Source organism: Williamsia sp. 1138, from assembly GCF_002095435.2.
GTDB lineage: Bacteria > Actinomycetota > Actinomycetes > Mycobacteriales > Mycobacteriaceae > Williamsia.
Window position 1 is genome coordinate 1 of sequence record NZ_MJEJ02000020.1, and the last position, 23,707, is coordinate 23,707.

Below are 23,707 nucleotides of genomic sequence, written 5' to 3' on the forward strand. Positions count from 1 at the left end.
AGGCCGAACAGGCCGAACAATCGAAAAACCCACACCTGTCTCAGACAGGTTGACAACTTCCGTCGAACGTGTGCAAATGACTGAACGGTGTGCATTTGTCGGCCGTCTGGGACGTGACAGGAGGAAAACGGACAGTCTCTTAGACTGGCCGCATGGCACCGGATCACGCTGACGACCACATTCGGGTGGGAAATTCAGAACGCGAGCGCGCGATTGCTCTGCTCAATGACGCGTTTTCTGGCGGCTATCTAGAGATCGTCGAGTTCGAAGATCGCTCCGAGGCGGTGTACGCAGCGAAGACGCGAGGTGATCTGCGCGTGGTGCTCGAGCACTTGCCTGTGGCTGGGCACCTGTTCCCAGATTCGCCGGTGGTCGCAGCAGCATTGCCCGCCCAAGCGCCTGTCGTACCGGCGGGACCGGTCCAGTTCAACGCAGAGTGGGAGACGGTCCGACGCAAAGGTGTCTGGTCGGTGCCACCCAACATTCTGGTCACGGGGTCGATGGGCACCATAGACCTCGATTTCACCAACGCGACCCTGCCCGGGCCATTGGTCAACGTGCAGCTGCAGGTGTCGACGAGCACGGTGAAGCTGCGTGTCGGTGCCGATCAAGAGATCCGGTACTCGGAACTCGACAAGTCGGGGTGGTCGAGCATCAAGGACAAGGGTGGACCGCCGGTTCGGCCGGGTGGGTCGGTCATCAACGTGAGCGGGTCCATCTCGGCGATGACCGGCGTGACGATCAAACGATCCGCAGCGCCGGCATCGCAGTTCTGACGGGCCGTGGCCGGGGTCAGACCTCGGAGCGCATCTGCGTCCGCAACCGCAGGACCCCGTCGCGCAGCCGCGTCTTGAGGGCCGGGACGAGAATGTTCAGATGCTTGGCGGCCTCGCGCTGGGTGAGGTCGGCGAAGTAGACGAGGTTGATGCTCTGGCGCTGCCGATGTGTGAGGGCGCTGAGATGGCGCATGAGTCGCTGATATTCATCGCGCAGCAGGACCGGTTCGTCGGCACTCGCGGCGTCGACATCGCAGGAGATCATCGCCAGCAGAGCGGTCTTGCGGCGCAGTCTTTCTTCGGACCGGACGCGGTCGACCGCGCGACGATGACAGAGCATCATCAGCCAGGAGAGCGGCTTGCCCAATTCGGGCCGATAGGTATCGGCTTTCATCCAGATTTCGAGGTAAACCTCTTGAAGAGTTTCCTCGGCGTAGCCGACGTCGCGAACGACTTTGTATATCAACGCGAATAGTCTCGAGCGCGTTGCGTCATGGAGTTCGCGGAACGCCTCGGCGTCCTTATCTGCCACTCGCGCAAGCAAATTTGCGAAGTCGACTGGCGTGTCCCGGTCATGGTCTGACTCCGCGGTCATACTCCACTATAGGATGCTGCGCGACATTTGTTACACGTCGCCGGGAATTGCCGAACGTAAGTTCACTTATATTATTGTTGCTTAGTTTTGGTAACTTCTGCATTGGGGATTGACGCAGTGGGGTTGGGACTTGGTCTTGTGGATTTCCCCGCCGAAGGTGCGGAATTCTTTGACCTCGACCTCCATGGATCGGCCGCAGTCCTCGCAGTGATGAATGACGTGCTTGCTGTATGTCTTGGTAGCCATATCTCACGATAGGTCTGTGACCCAGGTCACGTCCAGGGTTCCGGTCCGGCTGCCGCCGAATCGTGCCACGTGGTCCGGCGCCGCCCCCGCGAGGCGTTTCGTGAGCATCGGGGGCGGGTATTCGCGCCGCATGGCAAATGAACTCCAAGGGCAGCGGATTGCGTTTCTCGTCGCGACCGAAGGTGTCGAGCAGATCGAGCTCACCGATCCGTGGGCAGCGATCGAAAAAGCAGGGGGGACACCGACGCTGGTGTCGACCGAGACCGGCGAAATACAGGCGTTCGATCACCTCGACAAGGCCGACACCTTTCCGGTCGATGCGGTGGTCGCTGATGTGCCCGCCGCAGACTTCGACGCTCTGGTCCTTCCCGGTGGCGTGGCGAACCCGGACAATCTGCGGACCGACCAGGCAGCGGTCAAGTTCATCGCGGACTTCTTCACGGAGGGCAAACCGGTGGCGGCCATCTGCCACGCGCCCTGGACACTCGTCGAGGCCGACGTGGTGTCAGGTCGTACCCTGACGTCGTTCCCGAGTGTGCGAACCGACATCACCAACGCCGGTGGCACGTGGACCGATCATGAAGTGGTGGTGTGTGCAGACGGCCCCAACACGCTGATCACGAGCCGCAACCCCGGGGATCTGCCGGCATTCTGCTCGACATTGGTCACGCAGTTCGCCGCCGAGAAGTAGCGCCTGCCTACGGGTAGGCCACCACGGTAGAAGGCGTGTGCCAAGGTGGTCACTCATGACGACCGCCCGCCGCCTCACAGCTCGCATTGCGCACTTCGGCCTCGACCGGCCGATCTCGCTGAACGATCTGCCGTTTTCTGCGACGCCCGAAAGGATCGACGCCAAGAAGATTCTCTTGACGGGTGCGTCCTCCGGGGTCGGGGAGGCCGCTGCGCTGGCGCTCGCCGCGCAGGGGGCAGAGCTGATCCTCGTCGCGCGAGGTGCCGAGGAATTGACGCGGGTTCGCGACACCATCGTCGCCCGGGGAGGCGCGGCCACCGCGCATACTGCCGACTTGGCCGATGAGGGCGACGTCGAACGGCTGGTCGCGACGGTGCTGGAGAACCACGGGACGCCGGATGTGCTCATCAACAACGCCGGCCGCTCGATCCGGCGATCCGCGATCGATTCCGTCGACAGGCTGCACGACTACCGCCGGACGATGGCCGTCAACTACTTCGGCCCGGTTGGACTCATGCTCGGCTTCTTACCGGGTATGAAGCTGCGTGGCAGTGGGCACATCGTCAACGTCTCCACCTGGGGTGTGCCTGCAGGCACCATGCCGAAATTCTCGGCGTACGCCGGGTCGAAGGCGGCGCTGAGCATCGTCGGTCGCAGCATCGGCCTCGAACTCGGTGCTGCGGGCATAGCGGTGAGCACGATCTACTTCCCGTTGATCCGGACCCCGATGATCGCGCCGACCGCCGAGTACAACACGCTGCCCGCGCTCACCGCCGAGCAAGCCGCGCGCTGGATCACGCACGCCGTCCACCATCGCCCCGAGGAACTGATGCCCCGGTACGCACGAATATTGCAGCGGGTGGCGGCGATCCGTGCGGCGGGCGCCGGAGTCGTGCTCGGTCGGCTCCCGACCTGACCCTGCCGGGCGGGTGGTTGGGTTCGGACCCGGACGGGCATGCTGGAGCCATGAGCGCACATCCGATGTTTCCGCTCGGGATGACGTTGCTTCCCGGCGAACCGCTGAGCCTGCAGATCTTCGAGCCCAGGTATGTTCAGATGCTCGCGGACTGCACCGCCGACACCGGTCACAACTCGTTCGGAGTCGTGCTGATCTCCCGCGGCCGGGAAACGGGTGGCGGCGAGGAACGGGTCGACGTCGGCACGCTCGCGCAGATCGAAGAATGCAGTCCGAGTCCGGACGGCAGGTTCCACCTGACCTGTGTGGGGACCGACAGATTCCGCGTCCGATCCTGGCTACCCGACGATCCATATCCGCAGGCCGAGATCGAGCTGTGGCCCAGCACCGATCCGATCACTGTGCCCGGTGCGCTCAACCCGGTCGTCGCACGGCTCGGGCAACTCGCCGCCACCCTGGACAGGGTGCGCGGCATCGAGGTTGGCGATCGGCTCACCGAACCGCTGGAAGCCGACGAACCGCTGGACGCAAAGGTGTACGGCACCGCGGTGCGACTGGGTCTCGGACCCGCCGACCGCCAGAAGATCCTCTCTGCCCCGGGCACCCGTGCCCGTATCGACGCACTGGCACAGGCTCTCGACGACTTGATAGCCGTCATCGAATTCTCGGGGCTGCCGAGCGATTAGAAGGTTCCGAGATGTTGTGAGGGGAACACGGAGGGACCGGACGCAGCATCGGCGCACGATCGCCCCGGCCCGCTGATCAGGTAGAAGACGACGCGGCTGCGGCGACGAAGATGATCGCGAACAGGACGATTCCGATGACCCACATCGCAACGGCGACCCAGCCGATGATCTTGCCTGCCTGCGCCATCCCTCGACCGTCCTGCCGGCCGCCGGACGCATCGATCTCCGCAATCGCCTTGTTGCCGAAGATGATCGCGGGAATCGCGCCGAGACCGCAGATCACGAACGCGCCGATACCGCACACCAGCGCGATGATGGCGTTCGAGTTGGTCTCGGAGACGGGTGCGCCGTACGCCCCGTAGGCGGGCTGCTGGTATCCGCCGGGTTGCCCGTACGCGGGTGGCTGGTACCCGGGTTGATAGCCGCCCTGTTGGTTGCCGTAGTCGTAGTTGGTGGGCGCGAACCCGGGGTCGGCCGGCGGCGGGCCGGACGCACTCTGGTCATCGCCGCTCGAATCGCGCTTGCGCAGCGGGTCGTTTGACGGTGGATCGTACGGCGGAGGGTAAGTCACGGCCATCACCTTTCGAGAGTGCAGATACCGGACAGGTGGTGGGAAACAATGCCCTGTGGCCGGCTCGTCTGCCGAGCAGTCTATCGGCCCTACCGACCCGACGTGGTGATCGTCGGCTCCGCGCCGTCGATGAGTGCGGCAGGAGCGGGGTCGGCACCGGATATCGCGCGATACTTGCCGTCCCGCAGCGCAAAACCGTTGTCCGAACGCGTGTTGAGGCAGTAGAGACCGGAGAAGTCGCTCAGGCACTGGAATGTGCCCACCGAGATGGTCGAGCCGAACGGCAATACTGATCCGCGGGTCCACACCCACGGGGTGTCCGCACAGGTTCCCTGAGAGGCCGTGTCGGTCAGCACCACGTAACCGGCCTCCCATGTGCAGTAGTCGCGGGTCTGCGCCGGCGTGCCCGCCACATCGCACGCCAGCGTCGGGACGTCGCGCTGCACCGTCGAACAGTTCACGGCCGCGTCCGGGGTGGAGAAGTGGAACTCAGAGGTGTCCTCGAGGCGGCCGCCCTCGAGCGCGGCCTCGTGGAAGTCGCTGTTGTTGACCCGGGCGGCGGTACTGATCGCGGTTGCAAGCGTCAGTCCGTCCGATCGGTTCGCCGTCGTGCTCCGCGTGGTGGTCGTGGTGGTCACCGATGTTTCGGTCGACAACTCGTCGACGGGAGGGATGTCTCTGGTGCTCGGTCCGTCCTGGGGGAAGCAGCCCGCGAGCACCGCTGCGGCCGCCCCCGCCGCAGCCACCATGCCGATCGTTCTTGTCCACATGTTCAGTACCCTTACCCCTGTGTCGACACCCAAGATTGTGCTTTTCTATGTCTTCACGCCGCTGGCCGACCCCGAAGCAATCCGGCTATGGCAGCAAACATTATGCGAAGCGGCCGGGGTCACGGGTCGGATCATCATCTCCGAGCACGGAATCAACAGCACCGTCGGCGGCGACATCAAGGCCGTCAAACGATATGTACGGGGGACACGCGCGTATGCCGCGTTCTCCGGCGCCGACATCAAGTGGTCAGACGGCGTGGGTGATGACTTCCCGCGTCTGAGCGTCAAGGTTCGATCTGAGATCGTCACATTCGGTGCGCCCGACGAGCTGCATGTGGATTCAGGTGGTGTGGTCGGGGGCGGAACCCACCTGAGCCCGGAGTCGCTGCATGAACTGGTGGCCGACCGCGGCGATGACGTCGTCTTCTTCGACGGGCGCAACGCCATCGAGGCTCAGATCGGACGGTTCCGTGACGCCGTTGTCCCACCGACCGAGACCACCCGCGACTTCGTGGAGCTGATCGATCGCGGCGACTACGACCATCTCAAAGACAAGCCCGTGGTCACCTACTGCACCGGTGGAGTGCGGTGCGAGGTGCTCTCGGTTCTGATGCGCAATCGCGGCTTCACCGAGGTCTACCAACTCGACGGCGGCATCGTTCGGTACGGCGAGCAGTACGGCGACGACGGGTTGTGGGACGGTTCGCTCTACGTCTTCGACAAACGGATGAGCGTCGACTTCACCGACCACGCCAAGGTTGTCGGCACGTGCACCAGGTGCGGGAACCCGACGAAGAACGTGGCGAACTACCCGGACGCAAACGGTCGCGAACTGGTGGTGGTCTGCCCCGATTGCCTCGCGGATCAGGTGTCGTGAAGCGAATACCTGTTGTGATCGTGGCCGGCTTCCTCGGTGCCGGCAAGACGACGATGCTGAATCATCTGCTGCGAACACGGTCTGGTCTGCGGATCGGAGTGGTGGTCAACGACTTCGGGGCGGTCAACATCGACGCCATGCTCGTCGCCGGCCAGGTGGACGGCGCGGTGTCGCTCGGCAACGGGTGCATGTGCTGCACCGTCGACGACGACGGTCTCGACGCCACCTTCGCCTCCCTCGTCACACCCCGCGCCGGTCTCGACCTCATCGTCGTCGAGGCCAGCGGTCTCGCCGAGCCGCGCAATTTGATCCGCATGGTCGCCGGCAGCGACAACCCGCGCATCGAGTACGGAGGGTTGCTCTACCTGGTCGACGCGCGCAACTACGCCGAGACGAGAGAGCAGCATCCACGGATCGATCAGCACATCGCACTCGCCGACCTCGTCGTCCTGAACAAGACCGACCTCACCGGCGCCGACGAGGTGGAGCACGCGCGAATGCTGATCCGAGAGGCCAACGCCGGCGCGCCGATCATCACCACACGAGATGCGGTGGTCGACCTCGCGCTGCTCGCCGACCTGGAGTCCGCACAACGCGACGACGACGGCGCGCCGCGACAGCTCGGCCTCGACGAACTCCTCGCCGACGACGACCACTGCGGGCACCTGCACCACGACTACCAATCAGTCAGCTTCGTCGAACCCGGAGCGATGAATCCCAGAGCGTTGGCAGCGTTCCTCGAGCAGCCGCCGACCGGAGTGTTCCGGGTCAAGGGATTCGTCCACTTCGAGGTGGCCCGGCACCGTCGCAAGTACGTGGTGCACTCCGTCGGGAGTTACGTCAGCGTGCACACCCGGCCCTGGGACCCGCAGGAATCCCGCCGCACCGAACTGGTCGTCATCGGCGCCGGGATCGACGAAGCGCAGGTGCGAGCCGCCCTCGAAAAAGCTCGCGCCGACGATGCCGTGGACGCCCAGTCGATGCTGAGTATCACGAGGTACGTGCGGTAGGGGGTCTCGGCTCGCTGTGCCGAAACTGTCAGAGGGTACCGACGTCTGAGGGGCCCGTCATCGTCGTGGGACGCACGATTGTGCATCGTCCCGATCACGACCCCACAACGGTTTGTCGACCGCAGGCCCAGCATTTCCCAAAAGTCTCAACTACTGCTTCACTGTTACTGAAGTGAATATTGTGACTGATGTTGCGCCTGTTGGCGCACCCGAAAGGAACACCGTGACCAAGAAGGACCTCCGCGTTGCCGGGCTCACCTGCCTGGCTCTGGCGGCCTCGCTGATCGCGATGCCCACCACGGCCTCAGCCGATCCTGCTCCTGCACAGGGGAATTCGCTGGCAGGCAAGACCGTCTTCCTCGACCCCGGGCACCAGGGGTCGGCCGCGGGCAATGACTTGAACAAGCCGGTACCCGACGGTCGGGGCGGCACCAAGCCGTGCCAGACCACCGGGGCGACCAGCCCGGACGGTATCGCCGAGCACACGGTCAACTGGGACATCACCCAGCTGGTCAAGGCCGGTTTGGAGAGCCAGGGCGCGAAGGTGGTCCTCAGTCGCCAGGACGACACCGGATGGGGCGGCTGCATCGACGAGCGGGCCAACGCGGCCAACGCCTCCAGTGCCGACATCGCCGTCAACATCCACGCCGACTCGACCTCCCCCGGGACGGACGCGGACAAGAGTGGCTTCCACATCATCGTCCCCGAGCTGCCGATTCCGGATGCCACCGTCAACGAGGTCCAGTCGGGCCCCGGTCGCAAGGCCGCAGAGCAGATGCGCGACGCGTTCAAGGCGGCCGGTCTCGTACCCGCGAACTATGCCGGAGCCCAGGACGGCCTGCAGACCCGCGCCGACGTCGCCGCCGTGAACCTGACGAAGGTCCCGGACGTGTTCGCCGAGCTCGGCAACCTGTCCAACCCCACCGACGCTGCAACGCTGTCCAGCAAAGACGGGCAGCTCAAGTACGCCGTCGGACTCGTCGACGGCATCCTGCGTTTTCTGCTGACAGGCTCGACCCCGGCGGCCCCGACCACCGCACCGTCGACGACAGGCGCGCCGGCCACCACCGCTGCGCCGGTAACCCCGTCGCCCGCAAACACGGCGCCGAGCGCCCCGGCGAGCCCGTCGGCACCCGCTGCGTCAGGACAGAACAAAGCCCCGGCGAGTAGTTCCTACGCCACCACCTCGGCGCCTGCCACCACGCCGTCGACAGCACCGCCCTCGGCAACGACGCCGCGCACCACCTCGCCCTCGGCGCCGTCGACATCAGGCCGAACGACCACCACGACGCCGACCACGCCGACCACGACGACCACGCCGATCGTTCCCGGACTGGGTCTGCCGAGCTTGCCGCTCGAAGGCCAGGACTCCGCAACCCCGGATGCCACCGGTGGTGAATCGGGACTCGACCTCTCCGGTTTGCAGTCGATCCTGCCGCTGCTGAGCGAGCTCTCGGACACCAAGGATCCCAAGGTGATCGAGGGGCTCCTGTCGAGTGAGGGCAGCGATGCCTCGTCGCAGGTTCTCAAGGCGATGCTCTCGGTCATCTATGAGATGTTTGGCGGCAAACTACCCATCTGAGTACTGATGTGACCCGTAGGGTTGAGTCATGAGCATCAAAGATCTCCTGGTGATGAGCGTGCCCGTGAAGAACCTTCAAGGTAAACGGGTCCTCATCACCGGCGCGGGGAGCGGGATCGGTAAGGCGACGGCGTTGGCGGCGGCGCGTGATGGCGCGGCCCTGGTGCTGACCGACATAGCGGCGGAGAACCTCGACGAGACCGTGGCCGAGGTCAAGAGGGCCGACGGGAAGATCCTGTTCCATCGCGCAGGCGATGTGTCCGACTACGAGTGGGTCCGTCGGTTCGCTCAGCAGGTCGATGCCGAGGTGGGCGTGATGGACGTCGTCATGAACATCGCCGGTGTGTCAGCTTGGGGCACAGTGGAAAACCTCGAGCACAGGCACTGGAAGAAGATGGTCGACGTCAATCTGATGGGGCCGATCCACATCATCGAGTGCTTTGTCCCGCAGATCGTGCGACGCGGCCGCGGCGGTCATCTCGTGAACGTCTCGTCGGCGGCCGGGTTGCTGGCACTGCCGTGGCACGCTGCCTACAGCGCGAGCAAGTTCGGGATCCGGGGCGTATCGGAGGTCCTCCGCATGGACCTGCGCCGGCACAAGATCGGCGTGTCGCTGGTCTGCCCCGGTGGTGTTGACACCCCTCTCGTCGGCACCGTCGACATCGCGGGTCTCGACCGCGATAACCCGGTGATCCAGCGTGAGATCGGGCACTTCCACAAGGTCGCGGTCTCCCCGGAGAAGGCGGCCGAGGCGATCCTGACGGGGATTCGCAAGAACCAGTTCATGGTCTACACGTCGTTCGACATCCGGTTCGGCTACTTCGTGGCGCGCAAATTCGCACTGCCCTATGAAATCGTCATGCGGATCGCGAACAACCGTTTCGACCAACTGGCCCGTATCAGCGGCCGCAATCTCGAAGATCTTGCGGCGCCCTCTGATTCGAACTCTAGCTCTTCCACCACTCGTCAAAAGGGGTGACCGGCACAGTCCGCTTGTGCCTGGTCCGGACGAACAATAATTCGATCCGTTCGGCGACGGCGTCGTCGACCTGGCCGCCTTCGAGGTAGTCGTCGATCTGGCTGTAGGTGACTCCGAGAACCTCTTCGTCGGGCAGCGCCGGGCGGTCGTCCTCGAGGTCGGCGGTCGGCACCTTGGACGTCACCGATGTGGGTGCACCGAGATGCCAGAGTATCTGTGCACCTTGTCGTTTGGTCAGACCGGTCAGTGGTGTGACATCGACTCCACCGTCCCCGAACTTGGTGAAGAACCCGGTGACCGCTTCTGCGGCATGGTCGGTACCGACCACCAGGAGATTCTCCTGGCCGGCCACCGCGTACTGCAGCACCATGCGTTCACGGGCCTTGATGTTGCCGCGGACCAGATCGAGCAGCGGCTCACCCAGGGTCTGCACCACTTCTTCCGCGGTGGAGTCGGAACCCGGCTTGACGTTGTAGACCGCGCTGCGATCGGGCTTGATGAACTGCAGAGCGATCTGCGCGTCGTCTTCATCGGCCTGCTCACCGTAGGGGAGACGGACAGCGAGGAAGGTCGCCTCGCCACCGTCGGCGCGCACGGCCTCGACCGCCAGCTGGCACAGACGCCCGGCCAGGGCCGAGTCCTGTCCACCGCTGATACCGAGGATGAATCCCTTCATCCCGGTCGACGTCAGGTACCCCTTGAGAAAGTCGACGCGTCGGTCCACCTCCGACTGGGGGTCGATGGTCGCGGACACCTCGAGTTCGGCGATGATGCTCTTCTGCAGGCTGGCCATGAGCCGATGGTAGTGCGACCGACGGTGATCCGGCACGCTGGAAGGGTGACCACCGCAGAATTCGTCAAACGACGCCCCGGCGCCCACCCCGACTTCTTCGCCGCAGAAGCGGCCGGATTGCGCTGGCTCGGCGACGCCGGGGCGCCAGTAGTGCAGGTGCTCGAGGTCTCGGCCGAACACATCACGCTGGAGAGGGTGGCCTCCGCTGCGCCGACGCCGGTCGCCGCCGAGGAGTTCGGTGCTGCGTTGGCCAGGATGCATGATGCCGGTGCCGCTGAGTTCGGCAGCCCACCAGCCGGTTTCGACGGCCAGCTGTTCATCGGGAGCAGGGCGATGCCGTCCGAGCCGAAGCCCACCTGGGGCGAGTTCTACGCCGTGCAACGAGTGCTGGCCTTCGTCGACATCGCCGTCTCTGCGGGCAATCTGACGCACTCCGACGCCGAGGACACCCGGGCCGCCTGCGAGCTCATCGCGTCCGGGCTCTTCGACGACGACGAGCCGGCAGCGCGGATCCATGGTGATCTGTGGAGTGGAAACGTGATGTGGACGCCGAAAGGGGTGGTGATGATCGATCCGGCCGCCCACGGCGGACACCGGGAGACCGACCTCGCGATGCTGGCGCTCTTCGGCTGTCCCGAGTTCGAGGCCGTGATCGACGGGTATCAGCGCGCCCATCGGCTGCGCGCGGGATGGCAGGACCGCATCCCGCTGCATCAGTTACATCCTCTGGCCGTCCACGCCGCCGGGCACGGTCCCGGCTACGGCACCGAATTGGGCAGAGCCGCCCGGCGCACCCTGGAACTCGCCGCGTGAACGAGGTGCTGATCGTCTCGGCCACCCGCTCCGAGGCTGCCTACGTGCCTTCCCGGCTACCGCTGCTGATCTGCGGGATCGGGAAGGTTTCGGCGGCCATCGCGATGACCCAGACCTTGGCGAACCATGCGAACACGACTGGTCTCACGGTGCTGAACGTCGGCACCGCCGGAGCGTTGCGTCCCGCGACTGCGGGCCTGTTCGTCCCGTCGGTGGTCCATCAGCACGACATCAGCAGCGCGGCCCTGCGCTCGATGGGCTACCCGGTGATCGACCGGTACGACCTGCCGGGAGGCGACGGCAGCGAGGTGGCCACCGGGGACACCTTCGTCGCTGATCCGGCGCACCGCGACGTGCTCGCCGCCAGGGCAGGGCTGGTCGACATGGAAGCCTTTGCCATCGCCCAGGCGTGCCGTCATTTCGGTGTGGCGTGCCGGCTCGTGAAGGTCATCAGCGACGACGCAGACGAAGGTGCCATGGATTGGCCTGCCCGCGTGGATACGGCGGCCAGGTTGATCGGAGAGTGGTTGGAGCGCAACGTTCCCGCGTGACCTGAACGGCGGTCGTCAGGTCAGCGCAGGTCGCGGTGGCGCAGACGTGGCGTCGGCTCGTAACCGTCAGGGCTGCGGTAGGCGCGTGCACCGGGCTGGGGCGGAGTGTCGAATGACTCTGCGTGCCGGCGTCGCGGTTCCGGAGCGTCCGGGGCCGCTCGACGGCGGCGCGGTATCTCGTCACCGAGCTCGGGGTTCCGGAGCCGGGGCTCGGGCGGTCGCGGAGTCCGCGGGGTCTGGCCTGCCCGCGAACGCGGCGGGATCGCGGTGCTCGAGGCGTCCTCTTTGACCATCGATGGTTTGGGTGAACTCGCGCGTCTGGGCCGGGCGGTGGACTCGGACTTCGTCGCAGTCGCCTTCTTCGCCGTTGATCGGCGGCTCGACGCCGGCTTACCGGCGTTCTTCGGGTGCGTGAACCAGTAACGGGCCGCCCCGATGGCGAACACGACAACGAAGGTCCATCCCATCAGCGGAAACAGCTTCGCCACGGGCAGTGCTACATCGAACACGAGTTTCTTGAGGCCGGCTCCGGAGTCGGAGACCAGGAAGTACAACGCGATCACCGCCACACCGAAGAGCACCAGAGGCGGCTGGGCGACGGCGGTGAAGAGCGCTCGGCGGCGGACCGCGAGGACCGCGGCGACGCAGCCCACGACGTAGAGGGCATTGAACGAGAACCCGAGATTGGTCTCATCGCCGGAGACGGCGATGACCGCACCGACCGTGGTCAGACCTACGGCGATGAGAACCGCACCCCACCACGGCACGCCAGGTGCGGTGGGAAGTGCGGATTGCTCGTCGAGGGGTACCCCCGAGCGCGAGCGCGGGCCAGAAATCACATGTTGACCGTACCGGTAAATGCTGAGAATCCGGGTAACGAACGCCGCGCAGACGCCAGACGTATCGGAACGCGGAGCGGTCGCGGCGGTGACAGGATCCGCGGGTCAGCAGCCAGATGGGGGTGAACGGCGGGCACCCCGTGGCGAAGATCTCACCGAGTTCGACCTCCGACCCTCTCGGTCGCCCGCGCCAGGTCACAACTCAGATCAGTGGCCCGACACCCCGGCGGCGGCCTTGATCGCGGGCTTGGCAGGGGATGCTTGCGTGGCGGCGAGTCGGCACGCCGTGGCACTGACCCGGGACACACTCGCCGGTCCGCGACGGTTCGACGAGTGGGCCGCCCGATCGGGAGCGTGCACCCGGGTGATGGCGAGTCCGGTTCGCTGGTTCAGGCCGCAGGCGATGTCCGCAGGGAGGGACTGCACCGGTGCGGGTGTGGTGACGGCGGCGACGACGCGACCGTCCGAGAGCGCTCCGGCGCGAATGGGTAGATACACGGCGAGGGCGGATCCTTGTGGAGCGATCGGCGCCTCGGTGGCCGCGACCGTGGGCATGGGAATCGGCGTATCGACGGTGCTCTGAAGGTTGTCACCTGCGGCGAAGGCAACTCCGCCGACCACCGCCATGGCGAGGAGCCAGCCTCCGACGACGCATCCGGACGGGCTGGTGCGGGCGGTGGCGGCGGCTGCTGAGCGGCTGACAGACATGTGACTGACTCCAGGGGTGAAGGGCGACTGGGATCAGGTTGTCGTGCACCGCTTGGAATGGGCTTGAAGTTCGCATGGAACCCGAGCAACAGCGCTTCCAAGTTGCTTGGCTCAGAGGCCTGAACGCGACTGAATCCGCACGATGTGCGTCAGTTGACGCGTGATTCCGTACGCCTGGGGGCGACGTCGATGGCCACCGGCGGGTCCAGATCGTCCAGGTCGGAGAACGCGTCCAGCTCGGAGAGCTTGCGGGCGGTGACGGTGACCCGGGAATCGATGGTGCCGATCGCCGAGTTGTACGACTCGACGGCCTTGCCCAGCGATCCGCCCAGCTTGTCGAGGTGCCGGGTGACCACACCGATCCGCTGGTAGAGCTCTTTGCCGAGCTGGTGGATCTGCTGGGCGTCCCTGGTGAGTGCTTCGTGCCGCCAGCCGAGCGCGATCGTGCGCAGCAGCGCGACCAGATTGGTCGGTGTCGCGATCACCACGTCGTGAGTGAAGCCGTATTCGATCAGATCGGGGTCGGCCCGGCACGCCATCTCCAGGATCGCCTCACCCGGGACGAACAGGACGACGAACTCCGGTGACTGCCGCAGTGCTTCCCAGTAAGCCTTGGAGGACAACTGCAGCACGTGGCCGCGCAACGCCCGGGCGTGGGCCCGGTACGCCTGTGCGCGGATGGTGGGGTCGGTGCTGTCGGAGGCGTCCAGGTAGGCAGACAGGGGCACCTTCGCGTCGATCACCACGTCGCGGCCGCCTGCCAGATGCACCACGAGGTCGGGGCGAACCTTGGACGAGTCGTTGGTGGTCCCGCTGACCTGGCTGGTGAAATCGCAGTGGCGTTGCAGGCCGGCCGCTTCGATGACGCGCTCGAGGTGCAGCTCACCCCACCTGCCCCGAGCCTGCGGCGACCGCAGGGCTCCGGCCAGCTGCTCGGCCTGCGACCCCAGATGAGCGGAGGTCTCGCGCATCCCCGACACCTGTTCGGACAGGCCGGCATAGGCCGCGATGCGGTGGCGCTCGGTGCGACGCAGTTCCCCCGCCAGGGTGTCCAGCGTCTCCCGCAGTGGGGTGACGATGTGGGAGACCTGCTGGCCGATGGCACCGGACTGCCGGCGGGCCGCGTCCTCACTCGCCGCCGACAGCGACCGGACCAGCAGGTCGTGGTTGGCGTGGGCCGCATCGGCCTCGGCGCGCGCCACGGCGAGCTCGGTGCCCGACCGACCGGCGTGGAGCAGCCAGCCGAGCACGAATCCGATGGCCAGGCCGACTGCCAGCAGGACGACCGCGGTGATACTCATGCGAGTGATGGTGCACGAGAGGTCTGACACTCACGCGGAGGTGAACAGCGTTTCCTCCGGGTTCTCGTGGGCGAGCAGCCAGGACTTGACGTCCAGGCCGTAGCGGAAGCCCCCGAGTGTCCGGTCGGAACGCAGGACCCGGTGGCACGGTACGAACAGGGCTGCCGCGTTGCGTGCACAGGCGCTGGCGGCGCCCCGGATGGCTGCGGGTCGGCCGCTGAGGCGGGCGTATTCGGTATAGCTGACCGGGTCGCCCGCGGGCACCTGGCGCAACACGTCCCAGGCGTGTTCGAGGAAGGCACCTGACCGTTGCTTCACCGCGACGTCGTCGATGGCCGTGACGTCGCCGCGGTGATAGGCCTCCGCGGCGGCGCTCACCGTTCCCAGATCCGGCTTGTTGACGAGAACGTCCGGTCGAATCGATTTGTGCACCAACGCATTGAGGTAATCGGCGTCGGCAGACCATCCGGACGCCAGCACCTGACCGTCGTTGTCGACGACCATGGTGAACGGACCGGTCGGGGTGGTGATCGTGGTCCAGGCGGCGGTACTCATGAGACCTTCTTTCGGCTTCGGGTGGTGTTCGGAGGTGCCGGCGCGACGGCAAGGGTGGGCTCGACGCGAGCAACTGCGCTGCGCCACAGGTGCATCGAGGCGTAGGACCGCCAGGGTGACCAGCTACTCGTGTCGGTGAGGTCGATGTCGAGGTCGGCCGCGGACTTGCGTAGGACCAGATCGGTGTTCAGCAGGATGTCCGGGTCACCCAGCAGTCGCATGATGACGTAGTCGGCGGTCCAGGCCCCGATGCCGCGTTGGGCGATCAGCTGGGTCCGCAGTTCGGCCGCCGGCTGGCCAGGGTGCATTGTCAGGTGGCCCTCGGCGATGGCCCGGCTGACGTCCACGATCGCCGTGGTGCGGGCCGCAGGCCCGGTGAGCACCTCGTGCCCGCGTTCGGCGATGGCCGCGGCCGTCGGGAACAGGTGGGTGATCGCTCCGTCCGGGTTGTCGAGCGGAACACCTAGTGCGGCGACGAGTTTGGCAGCGTGCGTGCGGGCGGCGGGTAGCGAGATCTGCTGACCGATCATTGTTCGCAGGAGTAGTTCAGTCGGATCGATGCTGCCGGGCGCCCGGATTCCGGGCATCGCCTCGACCAGGGGCGACAGGGCCGGCACCCGCTGCAAGACGTCGTTGGCAGCGGAGACATCCGCGTCGAGATCGAGCAGTTTGCGGACTCGGTGCACCGCGACGCCGAGGTCGCGCATGTCGTGCAGCCGAAGTTCGGCGCGCACATGGTCGGTGTCGATCTGCAGGCCGACGATGGCGGGTCCGTGGGGCAGATCGAGTGAGCGACGGTAGGTCTGTCCGTCCCAGCTCTCGATCCCGGTCACCGCGTGTGCGGACAGGAACCAGTGCAGCCAGGGCGGCGAGAATGGTTGCCGGACGGCGAGTTTGAGCGTGACAGCGGCTCCGGCCACCCCGGGTCCGCGCGGCGCGCCCTTGGCGCGAAGTTCTGTCGGTGTCTGCGCGAACACCTCGCGCACCGTGTCGTTGAACTGCCGGATGCTGGCGAACCCGGCAGCGAACGCAATATCGGACATGGACATGTCCGTGCACTGGATGAGCATGCGCGCAGTGGTCGCGCGGTAGGCACGCGCCAGGGCCAGCGGCCCTGCCCCGATCTGATCTCCGAGGACCCGATTGAGCTGGCGGGGCGAATATCCGAGTTGACCGGCCAGTCCGCTCACCCCGGTTCGATCCACCAGCCCGTCTTCGATCAGACGCATCGCCCGGGACGCCAGATCGGAGTTGACGTTCCAGCGCGGGGATCCGGGCACCGCGTCGGGCAGGCAGCGGCGGCACGCGCGGTAGCCCTCCTGTTGGGCGACGGCGGCGGTCAGCACGAACGACACGTTGTGTGGCTTGGGGGTGACGGCGGGGCACGACGGACGGCAGTAGATGCCCGTCGTACGCACTGCGACGAAGAACTGACCGTCGAAGCGCGCATCCCGGGACTGGACGGCTCGGTAGCAGCTGTCGAAGTCGAGCTGACGTGCGCTCGCTGCGGGACCTGGGCTCATGTCACCACTCTGGCAGTGTTCACGGGACTTCACTAGCGGAAATCGGACGTCGCGGTGGAGGGCAGTCCGAAACGCGTCGACGCTGTGGTCCACATCACTTGTGGTCTACGGGCGAGGGCTGCCCTCGTGGTGGCCTTATGCCCTCTACGCAGCAAAAGGGGGACAAAACTGCCGATGCGTGCCAGAGTGTGAAATATGTACGTAACACGATGGGGACGCAAAGAAGCGCCGTTGTCGCAGTTTCCGGGCTGGGGCATCGAGATCATGATGGGTCTGTACGGCGAACAGTCTGTGAAGTCGGCGATCGAGGCCGAGAAGCCGGCAGCGGCCGCGCCGGACGTGCCGGTGGAGCCGGCCCCGCAGGTCGATCCCGTGCAGCAGGACCTCGACGCGGTCAGCGGCATGTTCCGCTGGCTACAGCGTCGACGCGCCTGAACGTCACTTGATTTTCACGGCTCCGGGGTCGAGGCCCCGGAACTGAGCCAGTTCCGCTGCCTGCTCGTCGATGGCGGCGGTGGTTTTCGCGGTGGTCTTGGACCACAGTTCCACGGTGATGTTGAGTTTCTTGCCTGCTTTCGCCGGCCGCCAGGTGCCAATCGGTTCGGCTGCTGAGAAGATCACGCCAGGGCGACCGAGGGCGGGCCAGGTGGCCTTACGGAGTGTCGCGTCCGGTACCAGCAACTCGCGGTCGCGGGTCTGCAGCAATGGGTCGTACGGACCGACCAGCCGGAGGCCGGCGGCCTTCGGGGGGTCGACCAGCACAGGAACGGTATCGGTCAGCGCAGACCTCGTCTGACCGTCCACCGATACGTCTGTGACATCAGAAGGCCAGTGGGCCTTGACGTCCCGAACGGGCGCGTCGAGGAACTCCGCGACCTGTTTCGGGGTGGCGGCACCGTAGAAGCGTAGGTGGTTGCGGACGACGTCGAACCGCTCGGCGGCGTCGGTTCCCAGCCGCCGAAAATTGTTCGGACGCAAGCCCTTGATCCGCTGGAGAACCGGGGGACTGGTGTCCGGCTGCAACTCGAGCCCGGCCTGGATTGCAGCGAGCCGAAACGAGTTCTCGTAGGGATGAATGGCGTCGCACGGCTTGCAGTAGCGCAGAAAGTGATCCGGCAGCACCGACGTCAGCTGCCTCGACATCTCGCCCTTGACCGTCGGAGTGGTGACGATCTTGCGCATCTCGGCCGCGAGCTCGGCCATCGCCTCGAGGGGATCGGTGCCCGCATCTCTGAACTTCTTGCTCGCGTCGTAGATCCGCTTACCCGCGTCCTCGGATGACAGGGGGCTCACGGCCACCGAGACCTCCGCGAGGTCGGCGCGCCGGTAGTAGTGCGGTGCGCCCCGAATCGTCCAGGCGACGGCCAGACTGTCGTCGGATTGATCGAATCCGCGGATGTGAAGTGCCCAGGGGGCGCCGTCGGGTCCGGTGTCCTGGACGCCGTAGTCGAGGAGGTCGCACTCCTTCGCGCCGGGCTCGCGGCCGACTTGCTGGACGTGCCAGCGCGCCGCAAGGAGTTGAGTACGGCTGATGGTGTCCATACGGCCTCCCGACGCCAGATGTCTCTTCGGTGACGACCGTACGCACAAAGGCCGACATTCTGCAGGGCCGATGACGTCCGGGGCGTCGAACGTCCTCCGGGTGTGTGAACATCAACCAATGGCAAAAACATCGTCGGGGGAACCACTCAAGGGTGCGGCGGGGGCGGACGACAAGGACGTGGTGTCGAGTTCGCCCGCCACGCTGACCCCGAACCGGGGTTTCGTGATCGGGCAAGGCACCCAGTGGCTCGCCAAGCACAGCCTGCGCCTGATCCTCATCGCCGGCGGTGCCTGGGTGCTGGCGTGGATCATCGGCAAGACCTGGGTCGTCTTGCTGCCCATCCTCCTCGCCATCATCGTGTGCACGGTGCTGTGGCCGCCGGTGGGCTGGCTCCGGCGCAAAGGCATGAACGCTGCGGCAGCGTCTGCCGTGGTCTTGCTGCTCGCAGTCGGGGTGGTCGCCGGGATCATGGGTGCGATCGCACCGTCGGTGGTCGACCAGTCAGGGGATCTGGCCTCTCAGGCCACCGACGGTGTCGTGAAGATCCAGGACTGGCTGCACGGCCCGCCGTTCAACTTCAGCGACGATCAACTCGACAATGCGGTCAACGCGATCACCAGCCGGATCCAGGATTCCAGCGCCACCATCGCATCGGGAGTGTTCACCGGTGTCACGGCTGCGACCTCCGTGCTGATCACGCTCTTCACCGTCTTGTTCCTGACGTTCTTCTTCCTCAAAGACGGCCCGAGGTTCGTCCCGTGGTTGCGTCGCACCAGCGGGGCGCCTGCCGCCGAGCACCTGGCCGAGGTGCTCACCAGGATCTGGTCGACTCTCGGTGGCTTCATCCGCACCCAGGCACTGGTGAGCGCCATCGATGCAGTGCTCATCGGGCTCGGACTCGTGATACTCGGTGTGCCCCTTGCCTATGCGCTCGCCATCATCACGTTCTTCGGCGGTTTCATCCCGATCGTGGGCGCGTTCGTCGCCGGAGCCCTCGCCGTTCTGGTGGCGCTCGTGGGCAACGGTCCCTGGACGGCGCTGATCGTGCTCGGCATCATCGTCGCGGTGCAACAGCTCGAGGGCAACGTGCTGCAGCCATGGCTCCAGTCGCGGTCGATGAACCTGCACGCAGCGATCGTGTTGCTCGCGGTGACCGGCGGCGGCACTCTGTTCGGCATCATCGGCGCATTCCTCGCAGTGCCGGTGGCCGCCGTGGTCGCGGTGATCCTGCGGTATCTGAACGAACAGATCGCGATCAGGGCGGGGGAGAAGGTGGTGGCCGACGACGAGGACGACGACCTCGTCGTCCCCGACGACGGCGTCGCCAGACCCGAGCAGGCCTGACCCGAACAAAAGCACTTGGTGCATCTGTTCCGGCGGCGGCGCGCGAAGAGACTTCGACCGGCAACTAGACTGGTCACCCGTGAGTCTTACCCTCGGAATCGTCGGATTGCCCAACGTTGGCAAATCCACCCTGTTCAATGCGCTGACCCGCAACGATGTGCTGGCTGCGAACTACCCGTTCGCCACCATCGAGCCCAACGTCGGTGTGGTGGAGCTGCCCGATTCCCGGTTGGCGAGACTGGCTGAAATCCACTCCAGCGAGCGCATCCTGCCCGCCACGGTCTCGTTCGTCGACATCGCTGGCATCGTCAAGGGCGCCTCCGAGGGGGAGGGGATGGGCAACCAGTTCCTCGCCAACATCCGCGAGGCCGAGGCCATCTGTCAGGTTGTGCGGGTGTTCGCCGACGATGACGTGGTGCACGTCGACGGTCGCGTCGATCCGGTCTCCGACATCGAGGTGATCGAGACCGAGTTGATTCTCGCCGATATGCAGACCATCGAGAAGGCGCTGCCGCGGCTCGAGAAGGATGCGCGCAAGGACAAGGGCCTCGTCGAGGTCGTGGCCGCTGTTCAAGAAGCGCAGAAGATCCTCAACGAGGGCAAGACGCTGTTCTCGCAGAAGGACAAGCTGGACTTCGGGAAACTGCGCGAGCTGCACCTGATGACCACCAAGCCGTTCCTCTACGTGTTCAACGCCGACGAGTCGGTGCTGACCGACCCCGAGCGGATCGCAAAGCTCAAAGAACTGGTGGCTCCGGCAGATGCGGTGTTCCTCGATGCCAAGGTCGAGAGCGAACTTCTCGAACTCGATGCGGAGGACGCCCAGGAATTGCTCGACTCGATCGGTCAGGACGAGCCCGGTCTGCATTCGCTGGCCCGCGCCGGTTTTCACACCCTGGGTCTGCAGACATACTTGACCGCTGGACCAAAAGAGTCGCGCGCCTGGACGATTCACAAGGGCGACACCGCTCCCAAGGCCGCCGGCGTCATCCACACCGACTTCGAAAAGGGCTTCATCAAAGCCGAGATCGTGTCATTCGCCGACCTCGACGCCGCCGGTTCGATGGCCGCCGCGAAAGCTGCAGGCAAAGTGCGGATGGAAGGTAAGGACTACGTCATGGCTGACGGAGATGTCGTGGAGTTCCGCTTCAACGTGTAAACGACGGTTTGAAGCAACCGGGTTCACCCAACCTGACATCCGTTATTGTGATCGCATGGGTAACGATTGGCGGGAATCCAGGGTCGGTGAAGTGCGGTCACTGATCATGCGGGCTGAGCCCGACGTCGTCGAAGAAGTGAAGTGGCGTAAGCCCTCCAACCCCGATGGCGTGCCGACGTTTTCACTCGACGGTCTCGTCTGCACAGTCGAGACGTACAGAGACAAGATCAAGGTGACATTTGCCAAGGGCGCGTCCCTCCCGGACCCGGCGAAGCTGTTCAACGCCAGTCTCGGTGCCGGTGTTCGGCGTGCGATCGACATCAACGAGACAGATGCGCTCGACGCCGATGCTTTCGTCGCGTTGGTGCAGAGCGCGGTGGCACTGAATCGGGGATAGCCGGTCTCGACCGCACCAGTTCAATCCAGCACACCCACCAGTTCTGGTCAAACCCACGGGGCATAGACCCTTGATTTTGACCAGAACTGGTGGGTTTGCGCTGCCGGGTCAACGTCACCCGAGGTTTCGATCACGGTCTATACACAGTGTATAGACGAAGAGTATGGTGTGGCGATGACCACCATGATCAGCTCTATCCCAGAATCTGTATATGAAGACGAGCACGAGGACTTCCGTGCCAGCTTTCGCTCGTTTCTCGAATCCCGGGTCGTCCCCGACTACCTGGAGTGGGAGAAGCAAGGCATCCTGCCCCGAACGCTGTTCGAGGAAGCCGGGTCTCACGGCTTCCTCGGTATGGAGATCGGTGAGGAGTTCGGCGGCGGAGGGGTCGAGGATTTCCGGTTCAATGCGGTGATCGCCGAAGAGATCGCTGCTACCGGAGCCGTGTCCTTCGGTATCAACCTGCACAACGACATCTGCATCCCCTATTTCCAGAGGTACGCAAGCGACGACCAGAAGCGGCGCTGGCTGCCGGGTCTGGCCTCGGGGGAACTGATCGCCGCGATAGCGATGACCGAGCCCGGCACCGGTTCGGACCTGGCCGGCATCGCGACGACTGCCGTTGCCGACGGTGATCACTTCGTCCTCAACGGCGCGAAGACGTTCATCTCGAACGGCGTCAACGCCGATGTGGTGATCGTTGCCGCGCGTACGGAATCCGGCTCGCGACACGGCGGGCTGTCGCTGCTGGTGGTCGAGCGAGACACCCCCGGATTCTCTCGCGGCCGCAATCTCGACAAGATCGGGATGCATGGTCAGGACACCGCGGAACTCTTCTTCGACAACGCCCGGGTCCCGGCGACGAATCTGCTGGGGGAGTTGGGCGGCGGTTTCAAGGCCCTGGTGTCGAATCTGGCCCAGGAGCGGTTGACGATCGCGATCGCGAGTGCGGCGTCGGCTCGACGCGCGGTAGAACTCGCCGCGGAGTACGTTCGCGAACGCCAGGCTTTCGGGAAAGCGATCGGGTCTTTTCAGAACACCAGATTCACTCTCGCAGGGGCACTCACCGAAGTGGAGATGCTCGACACCTTTGTCCGTAGCTGCCTGCGGGCGCACGTGGCCGGTGCGCTCACCGCAGACCGCGCCGCGATGGCGAAGCTTGCAGCGACCGAGATCCAAGGACGCGTCACCGATCAGTGTCTGCAGATGTTCGGCGGCTATGGGTTCATGACCGAGTACCCCATCGCTCGCGCCTTCGTCGACGCCCGCGTACAGCGCATCTACGGCGGAACGAGTGAGATCATGCGCGAGATCATCGGGAAGGGAATGGGCCTGTGAGCTTCGATCGCACCCTCTTCGAGCCCGAACACGAAGCGTTCCGGGATTCGGTTCGAGGTTTTCTGGAAAAGGAGGCGGTGCCCCACACCGCCCGCTGGGAGGCCGAGGGGATGGTGGATCGGTCGTTCTGGAAGCTGGCGGCGACCCAGGGTCTCGTCGCCTTCAGCGCACCCGAGGCCTTGGGCGGAGCAGGGTTGCGCGACTTCAGGTTCAACGCGGTGTTGAACGAGGAAGTGGTCCGGACCGGTACCGTCGGAGATGGCTTCTCACTCACCAACGACATCGTCCTGCCCTACTTTCTCGACATCGCCGACGCCGAGCAGCAGCAGCGGTGGGTTCCGGGCATCGTGAAGGGCGACAGCGTGATCGCGATCGCCATGAGTGAACCGGGCACCGGATCCGACCTGCGGGCGATCAAGACCACCGCGCGGCGGGTGGGGGACGGTTGGCGCCTGTCGGGTTCGAAGATCTTCATCACGAGCGGGATCCAGGCAGACCTGGTCATCGTCGCAGCCCGGATCCCGGACGAGGACGGAGGTGGCTTCGGTCTGTTCGTCGTCGAAGCTGGTCAAGACGGATTCGAACGGGGCCGGAAACTGGACAAAGTAGGCCGCAAGGCCCAGGACACCGCCGAGCTGTTCTTCAACGATGTGCACGTCAGCAGCGGCAATGTTCTCGGCACGCCCGGCGAGGGACTGCATTACATGATGAAGAACCTTGCCCAGGAGCGACTGTCCATGTCGGTGGTCGCGGTCGCCAGCGCAGAGTACGCCGTCGATCTCGCGGTCGAATACGGCAAGGAGCGAACGGCTTTCGGAAAACCGATCGGAAGCTTCCAGGCAAACAAGTTCGCACTGGCTGAGTTGTCGACCAAGGTGTCGATCGCGCGGGTCTTCGTCGACCGGTGCATCGAGGTTCACAACGCGGGTGACTTGTCGCCGGCGGACGCGGCGGGCGCGAAGTTCTGGACCACGGAGTTGGAATTCGAGGCACTCGACCGCTGCCTGCAGCTGTTCGGTGGCTACGGCTACATGGACGAGTTCGAGGTGTCGCGGCGTTGGCGCGATGCCAGGGTGCAACGCATCTACGGCGGCACCAACGAGATCATGCGTGAGATCGTCGGACGGTCCCTCGGTCTCTGACA

Annotated in this window: 26 protein-coding genes; 16 read left to right on the forward strand and 10 right to left on the reverse strand. The window is 65.3% G+C overall.

Annotated features, from left to right (window positions below; genetic code table 11):
* Positions 1-152: 152 nt before the first annotated feature.
* Positions 153-776 carry a DUF1707 domain-containing protein gene (locus BH683_RS01930; RefSeq protein ID WP_084834583.1) on the forward strand — a complete coding sequence of 208 codons (624 nt, stop codon included), beginning with the start codon at positions 153-155 and terminating at the stop codon, positions 774-776.
* Positions 777-792: 16 nt separating this feature from the next.
* Here the strand turns inward: BH683_RS01930 and BH683_RS01935 are convergent, their stop codons facing one another.
* Complete coding sequence (locus BH683_RS01935) at positions 793-1,308, reverse strand: sigma-70 family RNA polymerase sigma factor (protein WP_168186943.1); 516 nt, start codon at positions 1,306-1,308, stop codon at positions 793-795.
* Between the two features lie 439 nt (positions 1,309-1,747).
* On the opposite strand from BH683_RS01935, the gene BH683_RS01940 reads away from it, so the two are divergent.
* From BH683_RS01940 to BH683_RS01950, 3 genes are read left to right on the forward strand one after another with little or no spacing between them, the layout of a single operon-like run.
* Positions 1,748-2,308, forward strand: a complete 561-nt coding sequence (locus BH683_RS01940; RefSeq protein WP_084834622.1) for a type 1 glutamine amidotransferase domain-containing protein — start codon at positions 1,748-1,750, stop codon at positions 2,306-2,308.
* Between the two features lie 55 nt (positions 2,309-2,363).
* The gene (locus tag BH683_RS01945) at positions 2,364-3,224 is read left to right on the forward strand and encodes an SDR family NAD(P)-dependent oxidoreductase (protein ID WP_084834585.1); all 861 of its coding nucleotides are present in this window, start codon (positions 2,364-2,366) and stop codon (positions 3,222-3,224) included.
* A gap of 50 nt (positions 3,225-3,274) precedes the next feature.
* A complete protein-coding gene (locus BH683_RS01950) occupies positions 3,275-3,910 on the forward strand; it encodes an LON peptidase substrate-binding domain-containing protein (protein ID WP_084834586.1) in 636 nt (211 codons plus the stop codon).
* 76 nt (positions 3,911-3,986) lie between these two features.
* On the opposite strand, the gene BH683_RS28560 is transcribed toward BH683_RS01950, so the two are convergent.
* Both BH683_RS28560 and BH683_RS28565 read right to left on the reverse strand, forming a co-directional pair.
* Entirely contained in the window at positions 3,987-4,481 is a 495-nt protein-coding gene (locus BH683_RS28560) for a DUF4190 domain-containing protein (protein ID WP_168186944.1), read from the reverse strand.
* Positions 4,482-4,570: 89 nt separating this feature from the next.
* Positions 4,571-5,251 carry a hypothetical protein gene (locus tag BH683_RS28565; RefSeq protein WP_168186945.1) on the reverse strand — a complete coding sequence of 227 codons (681 nt, stop codon included), beginning with the start codon at positions 5,249-5,251 and terminating at the stop codon, positions 4,571-4,573.
* Positions 5,252-5,270: 19 nt separating this feature from the next.
* Between BH683_RS28565 and BH683_RS01960 the strand changes: the two genes are divergently transcribed.
* The 4 genes from BH683_RS01960 to BH683_RS01975 all read left to right on the forward strand — a co-directional run bounded on the left by BH683_RS01960 (position 5,271) and on the right by BH683_RS01975 (position 9,699).
* A complete protein-coding gene (locus BH683_RS01960) occupies positions 5,271-6,128 on the forward strand; it encodes a rhodanese-related sulfurtransferase (RefSeq protein ID WP_084834623.1) in 858 nt (285 codons plus the stop codon).
* Entirely contained in the window at positions 6,125-7,138 is a 1,014-nt protein-coding gene (locus BH683_RS01965; RefSeq protein ID WP_084834588.1) for a GTP-binding protein, read from the forward strand. Before BH683_RS01960 ends, BH683_RS01965 begins: the two co-directional genes overlap by 4 nt.
* Before the next feature lie 289 nt (positions 7,139-7,427).
* The gene (locus BH683_RS01970; RefSeq protein ID WP_084834624.1) at positions 7,428-8,720 is read left to right on the forward strand and encodes an N-acetylmuramoyl-L-alanine amidase; all 1,293 of its coding nucleotides are present in this window, start codon (positions 7,428-7,430) and stop codon (positions 8,718-8,720) included.
* A 28-nt stretch (positions 8,721-8,748) separates the two neighbouring features.
* Complete coding sequence (locus BH683_RS01975) at positions 8,749-9,699, forward strand: SDR family oxidoreductase (protein ID WP_084834589.1); 951 nt, start codon at positions 8,749-8,751, stop codon at positions 9,697-9,699.
* Here BH683_RS01975 and nadE read toward each other — a convergent pair.
* Positions 9,668-10,492 carry an ammonia-dependent NAD(+) synthetase gene (nadE, locus tag BH683_RS01980; protein ID WP_084834590.1) on the reverse strand — a complete coding sequence of 275 codons (825 nt, stop codon included), beginning with the start codon at positions 10,490-10,492 and terminating at the stop codon, positions 9,668-9,670. The two genes, BH683_RS01975 and nadE, sit on opposite strands and share 32 nt — an antisense overlap.
* A 45-nt stretch (positions 10,493-10,537) precedes the next feature.
* Here nadE and BH683_RS01985 point away from each other — a divergent pair, with 45 nt between their 5' ends.
* Together BH683_RS01985 and BH683_RS01990 are read left to right on the forward strand one after the other, a co-directional pair.
* Entirely contained in the window at positions 10,538-11,305 is a 768-nt protein-coding gene (locus BH683_RS01985; protein WP_246833141.1) for a fructosamine kinase family protein, read from the forward strand.
* Entirely contained in the window at positions 11,302-11,856 is a 555-nt protein-coding gene (locus tag BH683_RS01990; protein ID WP_084834592.1) for a nucleosidase, read from the forward strand. The genes BH683_RS01985 and BH683_RS01990 overlap by 4 nt, the downstream gene beginning before the upstream one ends.
* Before the next feature lie 20 nt (positions 11,857-11,876).
* On the opposite strand, the gene BH683_RS01995 is transcribed toward BH683_RS01990, so the two are convergent.
* The 5 genes from BH683_RS01995 to BH683_RS02015 form a co-directional block, all read right to left on the reverse strand.
* Entirely contained in the window at positions 11,877-12,695 is an 819-nt protein-coding gene (locus BH683_RS01995; RefSeq protein WP_143695953.1) for a DUF6542 domain-containing protein, read from the reverse strand.
* A gap of 207 nt (positions 12,696-12,902) precedes the next feature.
* Positions 12,903-13,403 carry a hypothetical protein gene (locus BH683_RS02000; protein WP_094647185.1) on the reverse strand — a complete coding sequence of 167 codons (501 nt, stop codon included), beginning with the start codon at positions 13,401-13,403 and terminating at the stop codon, positions 12,903-12,905.
* A 149-nt stretch (positions 13,404-13,552) separates the two neighbouring features.
* Positions 13,553-14,704 carry a DNA recombination protein RmuC gene (locus BH683_RS02005; protein ID WP_246833142.1) on the reverse strand — a complete coding sequence of 384 codons (1,152 nt, stop codon included), beginning with the start codon at positions 14,702-14,704 and terminating at the stop codon, positions 13,553-13,555.
* 30 nt (positions 14,705-14,734) lie between these two features.
* Complete coding sequence (locus tag BH683_RS02010; protein ID WP_084834597.1) at positions 14,735-15,259, reverse strand: methylated-DNA--[protein]-cysteine S-methyltransferase; 525 nt, start codon at positions 15,257-15,259, stop codon at positions 14,735-14,737.
* Positions 15,256-16,782 carry an AlkA N-terminal domain-containing protein gene (locus BH683_RS02015; RefSeq protein WP_084834598.1) on the reverse strand — a complete coding sequence of 509 codons (1,527 nt, stop codon included), beginning with the start codon at positions 16,780-16,782 and terminating at the stop codon, positions 15,256-15,258. Before BH683_RS02015 ends, BH683_RS02010 begins: the two co-directional genes overlap by 4 nt.
* Positions 16,783-16,977: 195 nt before the next feature.
* Here BH683_RS02015 and BH683_RS02020 point away from each other — a divergent pair, with 195 nt between their 5' ends.
* A complete protein-coding gene (locus tag BH683_RS02020; RefSeq protein WP_084834599.1) occupies positions 16,978-17,217 on the forward strand; it encodes a hypothetical protein in 240 nt (79 codons plus the stop codon).
* A 3-nt stretch (positions 17,218-17,220) separates the two neighbouring features.
* Here BH683_RS02020 and BH683_RS02025 read toward each other — a convergent pair whose 3' ends face one another.
* The gene (locus BH683_RS02025) at positions 17,221-18,324 is read right to left on the reverse strand and encodes a crosslink repair DNA glycosylase YcaQ family protein (protein ID WP_084834600.1); all 1,104 of its coding nucleotides are present in this window, start codon (positions 18,322-18,324) and stop codon (positions 17,221-17,223) included.
* 118 nt (positions 18,325-18,442) lie between these two features.
* Between BH683_RS02025 and BH683_RS02030 the strand changes: the two genes are divergently transcribed.
* The 5 genes from BH683_RS02030 (at position 18,443) to BH683_RS02050 (ending at position 23,705) form a co-directional block, all read left to right on the forward strand.
* Positions 18,443-19,669 (forward strand): AI-2E family transporter, encoded by a 1,227-nt coding sequence (locus BH683_RS02030; protein ID WP_094647187.1) that lies wholly within the window; start codon positions 18,443-18,445, stop codon positions 19,667-19,669.
* 79 nt (positions 19,670-19,748) lie between these two features.
* Entirely contained in the window at positions 19,749-20,828 is a 1,080-nt protein-coding gene (gene ychF / locus BH683_RS02035; RefSeq protein ID WP_084834625.1) for a redox-regulated ATPase YchF, read from the forward strand.
* Between the two features lie 55 nt (positions 20,829-20,883).
* Positions 20,884-21,225: a DUF1801 domain-containing protein gene (locus BH683_RS02040; RefSeq protein ID WP_084834601.1), complete on the forward strand. Its 342-nt coding sequence runs from the start codon at positions 20,884-20,886 to the stop codon at positions 21,223-21,225.
* Between the two features lie 174 nt (positions 21,226-21,399).
* A complete protein-coding gene (locus BH683_RS02045; RefSeq protein ID WP_094647189.1) occupies positions 21,400-22,563 on the forward strand; it encodes an acyl-CoA dehydrogenase family protein in 1,164 nt (387 codons plus the stop codon).
* Positions 22,560-23,705, forward strand: a complete 1,146-nt coding sequence (locus BH683_RS02050; protein ID WP_084834602.1) for an acyl-CoA dehydrogenase family protein — start codon at positions 22,560-22,562, stop codon at positions 23,703-23,705. Before BH683_RS02045 ends, BH683_RS02050 begins: the two co-directional genes overlap by 4 nt.
* Positions 23,706-23,707 lie beyond the last annotated feature (2 nt).

What these genes read in the sequence shown, in the direction of transcription:
- BH683_RS01930 (WP_084834583.1), top strand. Translation starts at nt 153, where the DNA reads ATGGCACCGGATCACGCTGACGACCACATTCGGGTGGGAAATTCAGAA.
- BH683_RS01940 (WP_084834622.1), top strand. Translation starts at nt 1,748, where the DNA reads ATGGCAAATGAACTCCAAGGGCAGCGGATTGCGTTTCTCGTCGCGACC.
- BH683_RS01945 (WP_084834585.1), top strand. Translation starts at nt 2,364, where the DNA reads ATGACGACCGCCCGCCGCCTCACAGCTCGCATTGCGCACTTCGGCCTC.
- BH683_RS01950 (WP_084834586.1), top strand. Translation starts at nt 3,275, where the DNA reads ATGAGCGCACATCCGATGTTTCCGCTCGGGATGACGTTGCTTCCCGGC.
- BH683_RS28565 (WP_168186945.1), bottom strand. Translation starts at nt 5,251, where the DNA reads ATGTGGACAAGAACGATCGGCATGGTGGCTGCGGCGGGGGCGGCCGCA.
- BH683_RS01970 (WP_084834624.1), top strand. Translation starts at nt 7,428, where the DNA reads ATGCCCACCACGGCCTCAGCCGATCCTGCTCCTGCACAGGGGAATTCG.
- BH683_RS01975 (WP_084834589.1), top strand. Translation starts at nt 8,749, where the DNA reads ATGAGCATCAAAGATCTCCTGGTGATGAGCGTGCCCGTGAAGAACCTT.
- nadE (WP_084834590.1), bottom strand. Translation starts at nt 10,492, where the DNA reads ATGGCCAGCCTGCAGAAGAGCATCATCGCCGAACTCGAGGTGTCCGCG.
- BH683_RS02000 (WP_094647185.1), bottom strand. Translation starts at nt 13,403, where the DNA reads ATGTCTGTCAGCCGCTCAGCAGCCGCCGCCACCGCCCGCACCAGCCCG.
- BH683_RS02005 (WP_246833142.1), bottom strand. Translation starts at nt 14,704, where the DNA reads ATGAGTATCACCGCGGTCGTCCTGCTGGCAGTCGGCCTGGCCATCGGA.
- BH683_RS02010 (WP_084834597.1), bottom strand. Translation starts at nt 15,259, where the DNA reads ATGAGTACCGCCGCCTGGACCACGATCACCACCCCGACCGGTCCGTTC.
- BH683_RS02015 (WP_084834598.1), bottom strand. Translation starts at nt 16,782, where the DNA reads ATGAGCCCAGGTCCCGCAGCGAGCGCACGTCAGCTCGACTTCGACAGC.
- BH683_RS02020 (WP_084834599.1), top strand. Translation starts at nt 16,978, where the DNA reads ATGTACGTAACACGATGGGGACGCAAAGAAGCGCCGTTGTCGCAGTTT.
- BH683_RS02025 (WP_084834600.1), bottom strand. Translation starts at nt 18,324, where the DNA reads ATGGACACCATCAGCCGTACTCAACTCCTTGCGGCGCGCTGGCACGTC.
- BH683_RS02030 (WP_094647187.1), top strand. Translation starts at nt 18,443, where the DNA reads ATGGCAAAAACATCGTCGGGGGAACCACTCAAGGGTGCGGCGGGGGCG.
- BH683_RS02040 (WP_084834601.1), top strand. Translation starts at nt 20,884, where the DNA reads ATGGGTAACGATTGGCGGGAATCCAGGGTCGGTGAAGTGCGGTCACTG.
- BH683_RS02045 (WP_094647189.1), top strand. Translation starts at nt 21,400, where the DNA reads ATGACCACCATGATCAGCTCTATCCCAGAATCTGTATATGAAGACGAG.